Source organism: Thiobacillus sp. (assembly GCF_018780105.1).
GTDB lineage: Bacteria > Pseudomonadota > Gammaproteobacteria > Burkholderiales > Thiobacillaceae > Thiobacillus.
This window is the reverse complement of sequence record NZ_JADMKC010000007.1, coordinates 251,045-266,184: the sequence shown is the minus strand read 5'-3', so window position 1 is coordinate 266,184 and position 15,140 is coordinate 251,045. Positions and strand designations below refer to the sequence as shown.

The 15,140-nt window shown below is 61.0% G+C and carries 17 protein-coding genes and 3 tRNA genes; 10 read left to right on the top strand and 10 right to left on the bottom strand.

Annotated elements, in window-relative coordinates; genetic code table 11:
* Positions 1-33 precede the first annotated feature (33 nt).
* Genes IV098_RS07810 through IV098_RS07800 form a run of 3 tightly spaced genes read right to left on the bottom strand, consistent with a single transcriptional unit; the run spans position 34 to position 1,147 of the window.
* Positions 34-369 (bottom strand): DUF2173 family protein, encoded by a 336-nt coding sequence (locus IV098_RS07810; RefSeq protein ID WP_296887788.1) that lies wholly within the window; start codon positions 367-369, stop codon positions 34-36.
* A gap of 9 nt (positions 370-378) precedes the next feature.
* Complete coding sequence (locus IV098_RS07805; RefSeq protein ID WP_296887786.1) at positions 379-717, bottom strand: DUF2173 family protein; 339 nt, start codon at positions 715-717, stop codon at positions 379-381.
* A gap of 25 nt (positions 718-742) precedes the next feature.
* A complete protein-coding gene (locus IV098_RS07800) occupies positions 743-1,147 on the bottom strand; it encodes a DUF2173 family protein (protein WP_296887784.1) in 405 nt (134 codons plus the stop codon).
* 92 nt (positions 1,148-1,239) lie between these two features.
* Between IV098_RS07800 and IV098_RS07795 the strand changes: the two genes are divergently transcribed.
* The 8 genes from IV098_RS07795 to IV098_RS07760 all read left to right on the top strand — a co-directional run bounded on the left by IV098_RS07795 (position 1,240) and on the right by IV098_RS07760 (position 5,986).
* Complete coding sequence (locus IV098_RS07795; protein WP_296887782.1) at positions 1,240-1,677, top strand: RDD family protein; 438 nt, start codon at positions 1,240-1,242, stop codon at positions 1,675-1,677.
* A 2-nt stretch (positions 1,678-1,679) separates the two neighbouring features.
* Positions 1,680-2,111, top strand: a complete 432-nt coding sequence (locus IV098_RS07790) for a DUF6231 family protein (protein WP_296887780.1) — start codon at positions 1,680-1,682, stop codon at positions 2,109-2,111.
* A 77-nt stretch (positions 2,112-2,188) separates the two neighbouring features.
* Positions 2,189-2,608, top strand: coding sequence for an SseB family protein (locus IV098_RS07785; RefSeq protein ID WP_296887778.1), 420 nt, complete (start codon positions 2,189-2,191; stop codon positions 2,606-2,608).
* Between the two features lie 13 nt (positions 2,609-2,621).
* On the top strand, positions 2,622-4,004 hold the full coding sequence (locus tag IV098_RS07780) for an FAD-linked oxidase C-terminal domain-containing protein (protein WP_296887776.1): 1,383 nt from the start codon (positions 2,622-2,624) through the stop codon (positions 4,002-4,004).
* A gap of 56 nt (positions 4,005-4,060) precedes the next feature.
* Positions 4,061-4,136, top strand: a tRNA-Ala gene (locus IV098_RS07775).
* Between the two features lie 16 nt (positions 4,137-4,152).
* Complete coding sequence (locus tag IV098_RS07770; RefSeq protein ID WP_296887774.1) at positions 4,153-4,338, top strand: hypothetical protein; 186 nt, start codon at positions 4,153-4,155, stop codon at positions 4,336-4,338.
* A gap of 47 nt (positions 4,339-4,385) precedes the next feature.
* Positions 4,386-4,461: transfer RNA gene (locus tag IV098_RS07765), tRNA-Glu, on the top strand.
* A gap of 400 nt (positions 4,462-4,861) precedes the next feature.
* A complete protein-coding gene (locus IV098_RS07760) occupies positions 4,862-5,986 on the top strand; it encodes an FRG domain-containing protein (RefSeq protein WP_296887771.1) in 1,125 nt (374 codons plus the stop codon).
* 183 nt (positions 5,987-6,169) lie between these two features.
* Here the strand turns inward: IV098_RS07760 and IV098_RS07755 are convergent.
* Positions 6,170-6,245, bottom strand: a tRNA-Arg gene (locus tag IV098_RS07755).
* Positions 6,246-6,337: 92 nt separating this feature from the next.
* Here IV098_RS07755 and IV098_RS07750 point away from each other — a divergent pair.
* Positions 6,338-6,883, top strand: coding sequence for a peroxiredoxin (locus IV098_RS07750; protein ID WP_296887769.1), 546 nt, complete (start codon positions 6,338-6,340; stop codon positions 6,881-6,883).
* A 4-nt stretch (positions 6,884-6,887) separates the two neighbouring features.
* Here the strand turns inward: IV098_RS07750 and IV098_RS07745 are convergent, their stop codons facing one another.
* From IV098_RS07745 to IV098_RS07735, 3 genes are read right to left on the bottom strand one after another with little or no spacing between them, the layout of a single operon-like run.
* Complete coding sequence (locus tag IV098_RS07745; protein ID WP_296887767.1) at positions 6,888-7,451, bottom strand: CDP-alcohol phosphatidyltransferase family protein; 564 nt, start codon at positions 7,449-7,451, stop codon at positions 6,888-6,890.
* Positions 7,452-7,465: 14 nt separating this feature from the next.
* Entirely contained in the window at positions 7,466-11,236 is a 3,771-nt protein-coding gene (gene hrpA / locus IV098_RS07740) for an ATP-dependent RNA helicase HrpA (protein WP_296887765.1), read from the bottom strand.
* Positions 11,237-11,289: 53 nt separating this feature from the next.
* Positions 11,290-11,970 carry an energy-coupling factor ABC transporter permease gene (locus IV098_RS07735; protein WP_296887763.1) on the bottom strand — a complete coding sequence of 227 codons (681 nt, stop codon included), beginning with the start codon at positions 11,968-11,970 and terminating at the stop codon, positions 11,290-11,292.
* Positions 11,971-12,019: 49 nt separating this feature from the next.
* Between IV098_RS07735 and IV098_RS07730 the strand changes: the two genes are divergently transcribed.
* The gene (locus tag IV098_RS07730; RefSeq protein WP_296887761.1) at positions 12,020-12,778 is read left to right on the top strand and encodes a UPF0149 family protein; all 759 of its coding nucleotides are present in this window, start codon (positions 12,020-12,022) and stop codon (positions 12,776-12,778) included.
* 196 nt (positions 12,779-12,974) lie between these two features.
* Here the strand turns inward: IV098_RS07730 and IV098_RS07725 are convergent, their stop codons facing one another.
* Genes IV098_RS07725 through IV098_RS07715 form a run of 3 tightly spaced genes read right to left on the bottom strand, consistent with a single transcriptional unit; the run spans position 12,975 to position 15,136 of the window.
* Positions 12,975-13,652 carry a tetratricopeptide repeat protein gene (locus tag IV098_RS07725; protein ID WP_296887758.1) on the bottom strand — a complete coding sequence of 226 codons (678 nt, stop codon included), beginning with the start codon at positions 13,650-13,652 and terminating at the stop codon, positions 12,975-12,977.
* A gap of 21 nt (positions 13,653-13,673) precedes the next feature.
* Positions 13,674-14,480 carry an SDR family oxidoreductase gene (locus tag IV098_RS07720; RefSeq protein WP_296887755.1) on the bottom strand — a complete coding sequence of 269 codons (807 nt, stop codon included), beginning with the start codon at positions 14,478-14,480 and terminating at the stop codon, positions 13,674-13,676.
* The gene (locus IV098_RS07715; protein ID WP_296887752.1) at positions 14,477-15,136 is read right to left on the bottom strand and encodes an iron-containing redox enzyme family protein; all 660 of its coding nucleotides are present in this window, start codon (positions 15,134-15,136) and stop codon (positions 14,477-14,479) included. The genes IV098_RS07720 and IV098_RS07715 overlap by 4 nt, the downstream gene beginning before the upstream one ends.
* Between the last annotated feature and the right edge of the window lie 4 nt (positions 15,137-15,140).

The following is a 15,140-nucleotide window of genomic DNA, read 5'->3' as shown; positions in this document are numbered from 1 at the left end:
AACGTGCGACACGTTCCAGGCTGCGCAACAGCTTTATTCGTGCGCAGCTTCGGTCAGTGCCTGCATGATTTGATTCAGCGAGCCTTCCGCGTTGTCGAACAGGCACACCATGTTGCCTGAACTGCACACGGTCACGGTGTCGCCCTGGACGATCCAGCCCTGCGATGGCGACCAGCCCCGCATCTGCGAAAACAGCGACAGCAGATCGGTGTTGCCCGACACCATGCGGCGATACCACTGGGCAAATTTCGCAAGCCGCTCCATCAACTCGGGGGGCAGCATGCCGTCGGCCTCCATGACCACACCGTCGTCACGAAAGCGACACACGGCCGTTACGCCATCAAGAACCAGGATTTTTCTCAGCGACATATGCGCTCCTCAGGCAGCCTGCAAGGCTTTGAACGCAGCCTCATAGTCGGCATCGCGATTGCGGACGACGACGCCGCAATTGCCATTGACCACTACCGACCACTCCAGACCCACGACCGAGAAACCCTTGAGCGGCTGGAACCCGCCCTGCCCCGTCACCGCTTCCCAGCCACGCGCTTCCATGTTGGCAATGGCCAGATTGGCCACGCAGGAATGCGCCAGCAGGTCCAGCACCTGCGGCGTGAGCTCGGTTCCTTCGCGCAGCACGTGCGCTTGCAGGTCTCCCTTGTCGGAATACGTAAACGCCGCCATCGCGCCCGGCAAGTCCATCATTTTGTCCAGATTCATCCCTGTGTCTCCTTTGGTATAGATTTCAGTACAGCGCTTCCCGGGTGTCGCCCCCGATTTTGGAATACAGGTTGGCCAGCAGGTCATCCCGTATATCCCCCACCTTGGCGCGCATGATGGTCATGACGTCATTCAGCAACTCGTCACGGTTTTCGATAAAGGCAAAATAATTGCCGACTACGCAGATAGTGACCAGATTGCCGTGCGCAATCCAGCCCTGCACCGGCCGGCAACCGCAGCCCTCGGCGAACGAGTCGACGATTTCGGTTTGCATATTGATCGCCAGGGTATTTGCACGACACAGAATCGACGCCATCCGGGCAAACTCGTCAGTCAGCGCACCCTCGTACGAAAAACGGTCACCGCGAAAGGCAAACTCGCCTGCGGCAATCACACCAGGAATAGCCATGAGTTGCTTTACGATATTCATCGAGCCTTCTCCAAGTTATGTTTTCTTACGGCTGGATCTCGCTTCAGCACGTTGTGGCAATTTGTCGCGCCAAGCTGCAATATAGAGCCACCATGCAAGACAACGCAATAGCCTCCGTTTCCGCCCCGCTGCCAATTCGAATCGCCGTCATGGTTTACGAATTGCTGCTGGTGACCGCAGTCATATTTGTCGCTGCGCTGCCATTTCTTTATCTGGTAGGCAATGCGCAGACCGGCTGGCTGCACCATGTTTTCCAGCTTTATCTGGTCGGCGTGCTGTTTGCCTACTTCAGCGCATTCTGGCTACGCAGCGGCCAGACACTGGCGATGAAGACATGGCGCATCCGCCTGGTGAATCCCGATGGCCAGCCTGTCACGCTGAAACAGGCCGCACTGCGCTTCTCGCTCGCTCTGCTGGGACTGCTGCTTGCAGGCGCGGGGTTCTGGTGGGCATTGTTTGATCGCGACCGGCAGTTTTTTCACGACCGCATCGTCGGCACCCGCCTCGTACGCGTGCCCAGGAAGACCTGACCATGCCTTGGCGCGACCAGATTCAGCGCCACTTGCTGGAGCAACGCCCCGAGAGCGTATGCGCACTGGACGAGGCGGCGTATCGGATGGCTCAGGCCATCTTGCCCGCCACACCGGTATCCCGACCCGACAACCCGCCGAACACCCTCTGTACGCTGGCATTGGGAATCGACGTCCTCAGCCATTTGAACGCACCGCAAGCCCACCGCCTGATCAACCACACCCGCCTGTATGTCGCGCCGCGTATCCTGCTTGCCGCCCAACCGGATTGCGCCCTCGATGCAGCCGCCTTCCGGGCGCTCGGCTTCATGCTGTCCGCAACCGACCCGGCCGACGCCACCCGCGTTTTTCACTACGACCTGGACACCTATAAAACCGTGCCGGACTGGCTCAACGCCCGTTACTGGGCACACCCTGAACGCTGGAATACCTGAGCACCCGTGGTACGACGCGCATTGCGCGGCGGCCATCGGTTAAACTGCTTCCACCCTCGTGCGAAAGCCTGCCTCCCATGAATTTCATTCCCCACAACACACTCGAAGAACAGCTGGCTGCGGTCCATGCCGGCTCGCTCGATCCCGAAGCCTTCGTCCTGCAACTGATCGACCAGCAACTCTTCATGCCGGTGCGCGACGAAAAGAACCCGATTCAGGGCTTCCAGCGCTCGACCCAGGCCGATCTGCTGGTCATCGAAGACGAAGACGGCGAACGCGTGCTGGCGGTATTTACCAGCCCCGAGCGCGCCAAGCCCTTTGTCGAGCATTACCCGGAATTTGCGGGCGGCATCCTCACCGAATTTTCCTGGCTGCTGCGCCGCATCGGCGGCGGCGTGCCGATTGCGCTCAATCCCGGCTGGGATATCGGCATGGACTTTGATGCCAACATGATCGCCCAGCTGATTGCGCAACTGCCGCCCGAGCACACCAGCTGAACCCTGTTTCGCCATGCTGCCCGAACGCGCGCTAGCCGAATTCCGCTCCGTCCTGGGCGCCGACCGCGCCCTCGACGATGCAGCCACGCGCGCGCTCTACAGCCACGACGAAACCCCGCGCCAGATCGTGCCCGAAGCCGTCCTGTTTCCGGCTTCGCACGACGATGTCGCCGCACTGACGCAAATTGCTTTCCGGCATCGTATTGCCCTCACGCCGCGCGGCGCGGGCTCCGGCAACGTCGGTGGCGCACTGCCCGCAGCAGGCAGCGTTGTCGTCAGCTTCGAATGCATGCAACGCGTGCTTGAGTTCGATCAGGACAACCGGCTCATCGTCGTCGAAGCAGGCATCGTCACCGATGAAATCAATCGCATCGCACGCAGCGCAGGCCTGTTTTACCCGCCGGACCCCGGCAGCAGCGCCTATTGCCGGTTAGGCGGCAATCTCGCGATGAATGCCGCCGGGCCGCACGCGGTCAAATATGGTGTCACCCGTGATCACGTCCTCGGGCTGCGTGCCGTCACCGGCAGCGGAGAAACCATTCGCACCGGTTGCCGCACCACCAAAGGCGTCACCGGCTACGACCTCACCCGCCTGCTGATCGGTTCGGAAGGCACGCTTGCGCTCATCACGGAAGCAACGCTGAAACTGCTGCCCGCACCCGAAGCCGTCGCCACCCTGCGCGTGTGTTATGCCAGCAACCATGCTGCGCTCGCCGCGGTCAGCCGCATCATGCGCCAGCCGGTCGTACCCTGCGCGCTCGAATTCATGGACCATCGCGCCATTGACGCCATCCGCCCCACCGGTACGGCAGACGACCTGCCGTCCGGCACCCGTGCCTTGTTGATGGTCGAGGCCGATGGCGCAACGCAGGACTTGCCGCGCCAGATTGCCGCACTGCAACACGCGCTCGCGGGCGACGGCCTGCTCGAACTGCGCAGCGGTTTCAAGCGCGATGAAATCGCCGAACTGTGGACAGCACGCAAATCGCTGTCGCATGCCGTCAAGCGCATCGCACCGCTCAAAATCAATGAAGACGTGGTGGTGCCGGTTTCGTTGCTGGCCGGATTTGTCGACTTCATCGACCACACAGCCAGCACGTATCGCCTGCCCGTGGTCTCGTTCGGCCATGCCGGAAACGGCAACCTGCACATCAATCTCATGGTGCACCCGGACGACAGCGAAGAAATGACGCGCGCCCACCATGCGCTCGACGCCATCATTCAGCGTGTACTGGAACTGGGCGGCACCCTCTCGGGCGAACATGGCATCGGCACCGAAAAGCGCCGCTTCATCCCCCAGGAAATCGATCCCGCCACGCTCGGCGTCATGCGCGCCATCAAACAGCAGTTCGATCCGCTCGGCCTGCTCAATCCCGGCAAACTTTTTCCCGATTAAGTTCGGGCGAATGCTTTACAAGCGCGCGCGGCGTCTATAGAATGCGCGGCTTCGTTGGGGGTATAGCTCAGCTGGGAGAGCGCTTGCATGGCATGCAAGAGGTCAGCGGTTCGATCCCGCTTACCTCCACCAACTAACAGGAAGTCCGATGCACAAACTGGGCGTCATCACCACGTTGCTGGCGTTGATTCTGAGTGTGGTCGGGTTGATCGTTGGCTTCTGGAAGATGCTGAATGGAGTTGAACTGGCCGAAGTTTGGCTGGGACTGGTACCATTGGGTTTCGTCGGTTTGTTGCTCGGCGTCACCTTGACGCAGCTTTCAAACAAGAAGTAACGACGCAAGTCGGAGCAGTAATTTAGACGGTTCATGCCGTCGTCCAGGTCCCCATCGTCTAGAGGCCTAGGACACTACCCTTTCACGGTAGGTACCGGGGTTCGAATCCCCGTGGGGACGCCACCATCCTTTCAGGATCGTGACAAATTCAAACAATCAGCATTCAATCACACGGCGATACACACGACCGATGTGTTTTGTTGCGCCCGTAGGCCGCGCTGCCCAGCAAGGCCGTGGCCGCCCACAAAAACCTGTCCCGATTTGTCTCTTTGCGCCTTGGCCCATTATCGTCGTTATGCTACTTGGCTAGCCCTGACCCTAGATTTTTGGTTTTTGTGGTCCTCGGTTCGCCGGGTCCGTTTTTATGTATATGACGGCAACGGGGTATCTGCCCTGACGGAGTACTGTTTCTCCGCTGACTGGGATCACCCAACTTTATCCATAGTCTTATCCCTTAAGGATTCGTCATCATGCTGATAGGATTTGTGAAACGCGATAGCCCAGAAAGGGATAGGACACGAGCATGAAGGGTCAATGGATTGGCCGGTACACCGGCGCCAACGAAGGATACATCCTTGTCAATATTGATGAGCGGCAAGCGGCATTCGAGGGAATGGCTTTCGTTAACGACAAGAGTGATCACCTTCCCAATCTTGCCGCTTTCTTTACAACGCCCAGCAAGCACCAGGAAATTTCTTTCCGCACCAGCCAGATTTTGCCAATCAACCCCCATACCGGAACAACAGATTCCTGGGATAACGTGAAGCAGTTCTTTGGCAAGGACATTGCCATTCCACAGTACGCTGATGTGGCATGTGAATGGACCGAGACCGTTCTGAAGATGACTTGGAAAACGAATATTGATACCCATGGCTATTGCGAATTACCTTGCTCCAGAGCGGGCGACCACTCAGAGCTTCAACCCCACCCAGAGGTAAGCGATTGGGCCGCCTATAAAAAACATGTGCTAGCGCTGGAGGGGAATCGTTACCTATTCAGAGGCCAGAGCAAACCATGGCGGCTTCGCACGTCATTTCACCGCACTTCTAGAGCAAATTTGCACCGCTACCTTAACGAGGATATTCAGGTCCTCCACAAGCACCTAAGTGCAAGGACGCGGCATGTATTTAACTTAGAAAATCCGAACGAGAACGGGGCGTTCTACAATCTGGTACAGCACCACGGATACCCGACGCCATTATTGGACTGGACATATTCGCCATACGTTGCTGCGTATTTTGCGTATCGGGGAATTACTAATCAGGAAGCGGCTAAAGCGTTGCCAACCGATAAAGTGAGAATTCACGTCTTTGACCAAGCGCAGTGGAAGGCCGATTTACCGCAAATGCGGCAACTGCTTCATTTCGCACCACATTTAAGTATTGGGGAATTCCTAGCAATCGAAAACGAACGGATGATTCCACAACAAGCCGCCTCTACGGTGACGAATATTGATGACATAGAAAGTTACATCCAATTCCATCACGAAAACACCGGTCGATCGTATCTTTGGGCCATCGATCTACCAGTGTCTGAGCGACGGGCAGTGATACAAGAATTGAGCTACATGGGCATTACTGCGGGTTCGCTGTTCCCCGGACTTGATGGTGCTTGCGAAGAGTTAAAGGAAAGAAATTTTGAGGACTAGTATGGAGCGATTGATCATCCCAGCCTCTAGCTAAATCGCCTCCGCCAGATGATGCAAAAGGACGGTTGCAACCGTCTTTTGATGTGCCAGAACTCAACCTCAAAGGACTCGCAGCGGCAACAGAGCGCGCGATTTTTTAGATTCGCCATCCAGAAGAGCAATCCTTGTAGCTCTTGTTTTTACTGGTGCCCCGAAGACGAATCGAACGTCCGACCTACCCCTTAGGAGGGGGTCGCTCTATCCACTGAGCTACCGAGGCGTGGCGCGATTCTACCGAATCCTGCACGGATTACCGAACGACGCTGAATCCGCGATCAACCTGGGTTAAATTGGCGCGTCTTGGGAGAGCACATGACCAAACTGATATTGGGTGGACTGGCTGCATTGCTGGTGTTGGCGAGCGTGGTGCTGTGGATGCTGCGGCCGGGCACGCAGCGTGTGGAAGGCAGCATGGCGCCGGATTTCAGCCTGACGGATCAACATGGAAAAATGCATCGTCTCGGCGATTACGCCGGACGCTGGCTCGTGCTGTATTTCTATCCCAAGGACGACACGCCAGGCTGCACGCAGGAGGCGTGCCGCTTTCGCGATGACATCGGGGTGCTGGGCGATCTGGGCGCGACGGTGCTGGGGGTCAGCGTGGACGACACCCGTTCGCACGCTGCCTTTGCCCGCAAATATCAGTTGCCGTTTCCGCTGCTGTCCGATCCGGACGGGCGCACGGCGGCGGATTACGACAGCCTGCTGAATCTTGGTCTGGTGAAATTCGCCCGCCGCCGCACTTTCATCATCGGGCCGGACGGCCGCATCGCTGCGCGCTTCGACAAGGTCGATCCGGCTCTGCATGTGCAGGAAGTGGCGCATACCCTGCGCACGCTGCAGCGCGCGACTCAGTAAGGTTTCAGCTTTCCCCTGCACGTTCGCGACGTGCCTTGGCCCCCCATATCCAGACGTATTGCACGCCCGATACCACGGCAATGATGAACACGCCGACGAACAAGGGATTCAACCAGGCATCGATGTCGAGTACGCGCGCCAGATCGGCGAGCACCAGTACCAGCAGCACAAACTCTGCAAACACATGCGTCTTGCCTAGCCAGGTGGGATGGATTTCCAGATGTCCCGCCATCCCGCGATAACTCAACGCCCCCAGCACGATGATGCTGTCGCGCAACAGGATCGCCAGCGTCACCCACAGCGGTATCGCACCCGCCTGCGTCAGCAACACCAGAGCCACTACGCCCAGCGCCTTGTCGGCGACACTGTCGAGCGCGGCGCCCAGCTGCGTCATCTGATTGAGCCAGCGCGCCAGCAGGCCGTCGATGCCGTCCGATACGGCCGCGGCCAGAAACAGCCAGCAGGCCGGCTCCCAGCGTTGCTGCAGAATCAACCATGCCACCAGCGGCACGGCTGCCAGCCGCAGTATCGAAATGGCATTCGGCAGATTGAGGATGCGTTCGCTCATGGGGTGAACCCTACTCAATGCAGCGGCTGCCTGGCAAGCTCGTCCCACAGTTTGTCGAGGCGCTTGGCCGACACCGGGTACGGGGTTTTCAGTTCCTGCGCAAACAGCGATATCCGCAACTCTTCCAGTTGCCAGCGGAAGTCGTCCAGTGCCGCCGGCAGTTCACCCTTCACCTGCGCACGCCGCGCCAGATACTTGTTCTGCAGCGTCAGCACGCTGGCCATGCCGCGCGCATCGCGCACTTCGGAGGCCGGCAGTTTTTCCAGCCGTTTGAGTATGCCGCGCAGGTAACGCGTCAGATCGCGCAGATGCGCCCAGGCGGTGACGGTGATGAAATCAGGCGGAACCAGCGCCGCCAGATGCGCAGTTTCATCGCGCATCGCCGCAGTGAACTGAGGCTTGGCATTCAGACGCGCGGCCACCTGGGCATGCAGGTCGAGAATGTCCGCCACTTCGCGCAACAGCGCCTGTTTGACCACCGCAACCCGGGGCTTGGCGCGCTCTTTCTGCTTGTCGAATTCCTTCAGCTTGCGCGGCGTGTCGTCGTCGCCCAACAAGGCGCGGGTGGCGATCGCATCGATCAGCGCCTCGCGCAAAGCCTCGGCGCTGCCAAAGCTGCGGAATTTGAGCGCCAGCGCCGTTTCGCGCGACAAGTCTTTATCGAGCTGCTTGAACTGGGCCGCCAGGGCGATGCGCAACAGCCGCACCACGCCACGCCGGGTTTCGTTTGCAGCCGCGTCGACCGTATCGAGCAGGCGCAGATCGACGCTCTCGCCGGTATCGACCAGCGCGGGATAGCCGGTCAGCTCACGTCCGCCACGCTTGAACTTCACCTGCTCCGGCAGGTCGCCGAAACTCCACTCCATCAAGCCGGTGCGCTCAAATTCGCTGTCTTCGGCGCCGCCGCCATAAGTTATCCGCGCCGCGCCGCCGAGTTGCTGACGCAGCGCAACAAGATCGCGCCCGCTGGCGAGTTCCTGCCCGCTGTCGTCGATCACGCTGAAGTTCATTTTCAGATGGGCCGAAAACTCGCCCGACCATTCATCGGGATGAATGTCGGTGCCGGTCTTCTTGCGGATATACGCGGCCAGCGCCTGAGTCAGCACCTGCTCGCCGGACTTCGCCACGCCGAGAAAGGCCGTCACCGTGTCGGGCAAGGGAATCAGCGGGCGGCGCTTGTCCTTGGGCAGCAGCTTCAACAAGGCCGTGAGCTTTTCGCGAATCAGGCCGGGCACCAGCCAGTCGGCCTGCGCCGCCTCGACGCGGTTGAGCAGGTACAGCGGCAGCTGCAGCGTCACGCCGTCGAGCGGATGGCCCGGCTCGAAGCGGTATTTGAGTTTGCACGCGACGCCGTCGACCAGCATGGTTTCGGGGAACAGGGTGTGATCCGCGCCCAGGGCTTCGCCCAGAATGTCCTCGCGCTGCAGGAACATGATTTTCGGGTTCGCGGCCTCAGCTTGCTGCCGCCATTTCTCAAACGCCGCGCCGTTGTGAATGTCGGCGGGGATGCGCGCGTCGAACACGCGGAAGATGCGCTCTTCGTCCAGCCACACGCCCGACTTGCGCGCCTTGTGTTCAAGGTCCTCGATCTCCTGAACCAGTGCGCGGTTGTGTGTCAGCCATTTCGCCTGCGTGTCGTAATCGCCCGCCACCAGCGCGCCACGGATGAACAGTTCGCGCGACAGCAGCGGATCGATGCTGCCGTAGTGAATCTTGCGGCGCGCCACCAGGGTGATGCCATACAGGCTGACGCGCTCGAACGCGACCACGCGCGCGCCCTCCTTCTCCCAGTGCGGCTCGATGAACATGCGCGTCAGCAGATGCCGGCCCGCCGCCTCGATCCACTCCGGCCGCACTTCGGCAACGGTGCGCGCCAGCAGCCTACCCGTATCAGTGAGTTCGGCCGCCATGATCCATTTCGGTCCCTTTTTCGCCAGTGCCGAGCCGGGATGGATGGCCAGCTTGATACCACGCGCACCCTGGTAGTTGCCTTCGCCCGGCTTAGCGCGCCCCGCGCCTTCATTTGACTTGGCGCGTGCCTTGATGTCATCCGACTTGAAACCGATATTGCCGAGCAGACCGGTGAGCAAAGCCTGATGGATCGCGTCGTAGCCGGCGACCTTCTCGTTCTCCTTCAAACCCAGCTCGCTGACCTGCGCATGCAGCTGGCCGTGGATGTCGCGCCACTCGCGCATGCGCCGCGGCGACAGAAAATGATCCTGCAGCAACGTCTGCAGCTGGCGGTTGGTTTTCTTGTGCTGCACCTGCTCTTCGTACCAGCGCCACAGCTTGAGCCAGCCCATGAAATCGGAGCGCTCGTCGGCGAACAACTTGTGCTTTTCATCGGCCGCCTGCGCGCGTTCCATCGGCCGGTCGCGCGGGTCCTGCACCGACAGCGCGCTGGCGATGATCAGCACTTCGTTGACGCAACGCTGCTGTTCCGCCGCCAGCAGCATGCGCGCAATGCGCGGGTCAAGCGGCAGCTTGCCGAGCTTCTTGCCGATGTCGGTGAGCCGCCCCTGCTCGTCCAGCGCGTGCAGTTCGGCCAGCAATTGATAGCCGTCGCTCACCAGCCGCGAACTGGGTGGGTCGATGAAAGGAAAACCCACCACGTCGCCGAGGCCCAGCGTCTTCATGCGCAGAATGACGCCGGCCAGCGAGGAACGCAGCAGCTCGGGATCGGTGAAGCGCGGCCGGTTGGCGAAATCGGCCTCGTCGTATAAACGAATGCAGACGCCGTCCGCCACCCGGCCGCAACGTCCGGCGCGCTGGTTGGCCGAGGCTTGCGACACCTTTTCGATCAGCAGTTGCTCGACCTTGTTGCGCGCCGAATAACGCTTCACCCGCGCGGTGCCGGGATCGATCACGTAGCGGATACCCGGCACGGTGAGCGAGGTTTCCGCCACGTTGGTCGCCAGCACGATGCGCCGCGACTGATTGGAGGGTTTGAAAATAGCGTCCTGCTCGGCCACCGACAAACGTGAAAACAGCGGCAGGATTTCGGTGCCGGGCGGGTGGTGTTTGCGCAGCGCCTCGGCAGTGTCGCGGATCTCGCGCTCACCCGGCAGGAACACCAGAATGTCGCCGGAACCGAGGCGCGCCAGTTCGTCGGTGGCGTCGAGGATGGCGGCAATCTGGTCAGGCGCGTCCTTGTCTTTTTTCTCGCGCTCGCCTTTGGCCGGCGTCGCAGGTTCTTCACGCTCGATCGGCCGCCAGCGCATCTCCACCGGATAGGTGCGCCCCGACACCTCGATCACCGGCGCATTGTTGAAATGCTGGGAGAAGCGTTCGGCGTCGATGGTGGCCGAGGTGATCACCACGCGCAGGTCGCTGCGCTTTTCCACCAGCGTTTTCAGATAGCCGAGCAGGAAATCGATATTGAGGCTGCGCTCGTGCGCCTCGTCGATGATGATCGTGTCGTAGCGCGACAGCAGCGGATCACCCTGGCTTTCGGCCAGCAGGATGCCGTCGGTCATCACCTTGATCGCCGCGTCGTGGCGGGTGGTGTCGGTAAAGCGCACCTTGTAGCCCACCCGGCTGCCCAGCTCGGGCCCCAGTTCCTGCGCAATGCGTGCCGCCACCGAACGTGCGGCGATGCGGCGCGGCTGGGTGCAGCCGATCAGCTTGCCCGGACGCACGCCCATTTCCATGCACATCTTGGGAATCTGCGTGGTCTTGCCCGAGCCGGTTTCGCCGCACAGGATCAGCACCCGGTTCTGTTGCAGTGCGGCAAGTATGTCGTCGCGACGGGCGCTGACGGGCAGGTCGGGGTAGTGGATATTCAAATCAGGGCTCGACAATTCAAAACGATCCGCGCGGCAGCGCGAAGATAAAAGGTTTACTTGTTCTGGATATACCGCGCATCGTCAAAGCTTTCGACCCAGTCGGGACGGTAAACCGCCATCACCGTGACCATCATGCCGGTTGTGAACGCCTCGCCCCAGCTGATCATCAGGGCATACGGCGTGTAGTGGGTGAGCAGGTAATCGAGCGTATAGGCGCCGCCCAGCGCCATCAGCGCAGTTGTCGCCAGGCCGACCGCCACCACCGACAACGCCGCACCGAAGAAGCCATTCCCCAGCACATAGATGAAAAAATGATTCGGCAGGAAACGGTCCAGCAGGCGGAAGATACCCCAGCTGACTGCAGCAGGCAGCGCTGCCGTCAGCAGGGCATCCACCCCCAGCGCCTCCCAGCTGCCGCGCCCGAAGACGGCGTTGGCAAACAGGATCAGCACGCCCGCGCAGGTGGCGCGCCAGAATCCGAACATCAGCGTCAGCGCCGCCATGCCATACAGATGAAACGACAGGCCCGGCTTCACCCCGGCGCGGATTTGCCACAAGGCCAGCACCACCACAGTGGCGCCGAGAAACAGATTCAAGCGCTGCGGATCAGCCAGTTGCCGCCAGTCGCCCGACATCAGCCAGCGCCATGCCAGAAACACCAGCCCCAGCCAGCCAACCCACTGAAATGATTCAGGGAACACAGATGCAAACAGGGCGGGCGCGGTAAAATTCATGGCCGAATTTTACGCGATGCGTCCCCACCCCGCCGCCACGAAAGCGCTTATGACTTCCACCTCCAACAAAGCCTTGACCGACAACGAACTGGCCGCCTACAGCGATCTCATACACGACATCGCCGAGCGCGCCGACATTGCGCTGTCGCTCGAAGGCATCGACGGCTTCGCCACCGCGCTGCTGGTTGCGCCCCGTTCGATCCCGCCGGAAGAGTTTTTACCCGTGCTGCTGAGCGAAGCGGACGCCCGCGCGTTCAAGGACGAGGCCGAGCAACGGCAATTCATGGACTACTTCAACCGCCGCTGGAATGAGATCAAGCGTGCGCTGGCTGCCCCGGTTGAGAACCTGGCCGACCCCAAGGCGCTGGCGCCGCTGATCATGGACTGGGAAGGCCTGCTGAGCGAACTGCCCAAAAAGGAAGCCGATGAAGTCCGGCAGGACATGCCCGCCTACGGACAATTGTGGGCCGCGGGCTTCCTGATCGTGGTCGAACACTGGGAAGACGACTGGTCGCTACCCGAAGACAGCAAGGACGAAACCTTCGTCGACGCCTGCCTCGACCCGTTCTACGCGCTGATCACCCCGGAAGCCGACTGGACGCCCGAGGAACGCAAGCTCAACCGCGACGAACACGTCGCCAGCGCGATCTGGGGCGCTTACGACCTGCGCGAATTCTGGCTCGACCGCGGCTTCGTTCCGCACGCCCCGATCCGCAAGGAACCCGAACCCGGCCGCAATGACCCCTGCCCATGCGGCAGCGGCAAGAAATTCAAGAAATGCTGCGGCGCGGACGACACCGTGCATTGAGTAGAACCCATCTTGCCTGACGGCCGCCTGACGCCCTGTCGGGTCACAAAATAACCGCGCAGCAAAAGGGACGACTAGCCCTGAATGCTTAAATGCCACCAGAACCACAGCAATCCACCAATGCTGCTGATGCTGAATATCAGACACCAGAGCGAATCAAGCAGGTCTGTGTGATTGTTCATCATCGCGGGCATCATCAGGCTGGCTGCTTGCCGACGAGTTGGTCGCCATGCTCCTGCTTGAGCGTTTCCAGCGCATGCATGGCTTCGCGGCGGCGGCCTGCATCGGCATCTTCGCGCCCGGGGCGGGCAGGGGCGGCCAAGGCACGTTTCAGATGCTCGGCTGCCTTCGCATACTCACCCTGGTCGGCGAGCAGATCCGCATAGAAGTAATGGGGGTCGATCCCGTTCGGATTGAGGGCGAGTGCCTTCTCGAAATAAACCTTCGCTTTCTTCTTGTCGCCAAATCCGAGCGGCCAGCCCGGCACCTTGGCGTAGAGACTGCCGAGCGAGTTGTAGACGGAGCCATCCAGCGCAGCCGGATTGATTTTCTCGGCCGCAAGCAGGCAGTCGCGTGCGTCTTTGGCCTTGCTGAGTCCGCCCAGCCCGCCTTCAGCTTTGGCTGCACTGGCGAGAACGATGGCCAGCCAGATCAGCGGCTCGGGTTTGCCGGGAAAGATTTGGGTGAGTTGCTGGGCCTGCGCGATTAGCGGGGCGAAGGCGGCTTCGCGGCCGGACTCCGGGGTCTGGTAAGACACCTTCGCCCAGCGATGGCCGATGTCGGCAATGGCGTCATCCAGGGTGGGCTGCGCGGCCATGCCAGCCGCATTCAGGCTGGCAAATAGGATCAGGGTGGCGATGGATTTGCGGAACATGGGATTCTCCGGGTAAGGGGGTTAACGGGTGGATTCGGTGGCAAAGGGACGCATCTGGCCGACCTGCTTGATCAGGCTGGGGTCGACCAGGCGCGGCAGGATGGAATTGATGCGTACGAACAGCTTCTCGGGCCAGCCGAGGTAACGCTCCCGGTCATTGCGCTCGATGGCGGCAATGACGCTGGCCGCGACGCTTTCCGGATCGTCCTGGTTCATCTTCAGGGCATTGGCCATGCGGGTGACTGCGCTACGGTTGAACGCGGTCTTGGTGAAGCGCGGGGCGACGTAGGTGACGCCGACGCCAGTTCCCGCCAGTTCGCGCCGCAGCGCTTCGGAGAAACCGCGCAGCGCAAACTTGCTGGCCGAATAGGTGGCGAAACAGGGAAAGCCGATTGAGCCGAAAATCGAACCCAGATTGACGATCTGTCCCTTGCCCGCCTTCAGCATGTGCGGCAGCACGGCGTTGGTCAGCGCGATCGGCGCGACGGTATTGATCTGGAACAGCGTCGCCGTGTCGGCGGCACTTTCCTCGGCAAAGAAACCGAAGTTCTGCACCCCGGCGCAATTGATCAGGATGTCGATGCTGCCGGACTGGGCGAGCGCATCCTGAACAATACGCGCCGGCTCGCCGGGCTGGGCAAGGTCGCCGGCCAGCGGGATGGGCTTGCCGCCTGCAGCATCGAGTTCAGCCGCGAAGGCCGCCAGCTTGTCGCCGTCGCGGTTGACCAGGATCAGTGTCGCGCCGCGCTGCGCCAGCTGGCGGGCGATGGCGCCGCCGATGCCGCCGCTGGCGCCGGTGATCAGGATAGTGCTGCCGGAAATTTTCATGCGACCTCCTCGATTTCGATGCTGCGAAACACATTGCCGTAGAGGCGGAAGAAGGTCTTGGCGTGGCTCAAGACGGCTTCGCGGTCAGCGGGCGTGTCGAGGCGATTGACCAGTTGCTCGAAATCGCCGATGTGTTCGACGTCGAGTGCGCCATGGCTGCTCAGGTAGCTGAAGGCGCTGGGCGGCAGTTCGAGGGCATCCTGCAGCACGTGGGCCGCATTCGAAGCGAGGCTGACGCTGGTGCCCTCGAGCACATACACCATGCCGAAAAAGCCGATCGGGTTACGCCGCATCACCGTGTCGTAGGCATAGGCAACCATCACGTCGGTGTCGAAATCGGGCGCGCTGGCCCGCACGGCAGCGGCATCGCCGCCGGCCGCCGCGATGTCGTTGAGGATCCATTCGTGATGGCCGAGCTCTTCCTCGATGTAGTGGGCAACGGCGCTGCGCAGCCATTCCTGGCGGTCGGGCAGGCGCGAACCGCAGGCCATCAGCAGCGGCACCGTATGCTTGACGTGATGGAAGGCGCGACTGAGAAACTGGAGGTAGTGCTGCCGGGTCACCTGGCCTGCCAGCGCGGCCGTGATCAAGGGTGCCGAAAACAGGGTGGCGCGTTCGTTGACGGTGGCGCGCTGCAGCTGCTGATAGAAGTCCATGGAA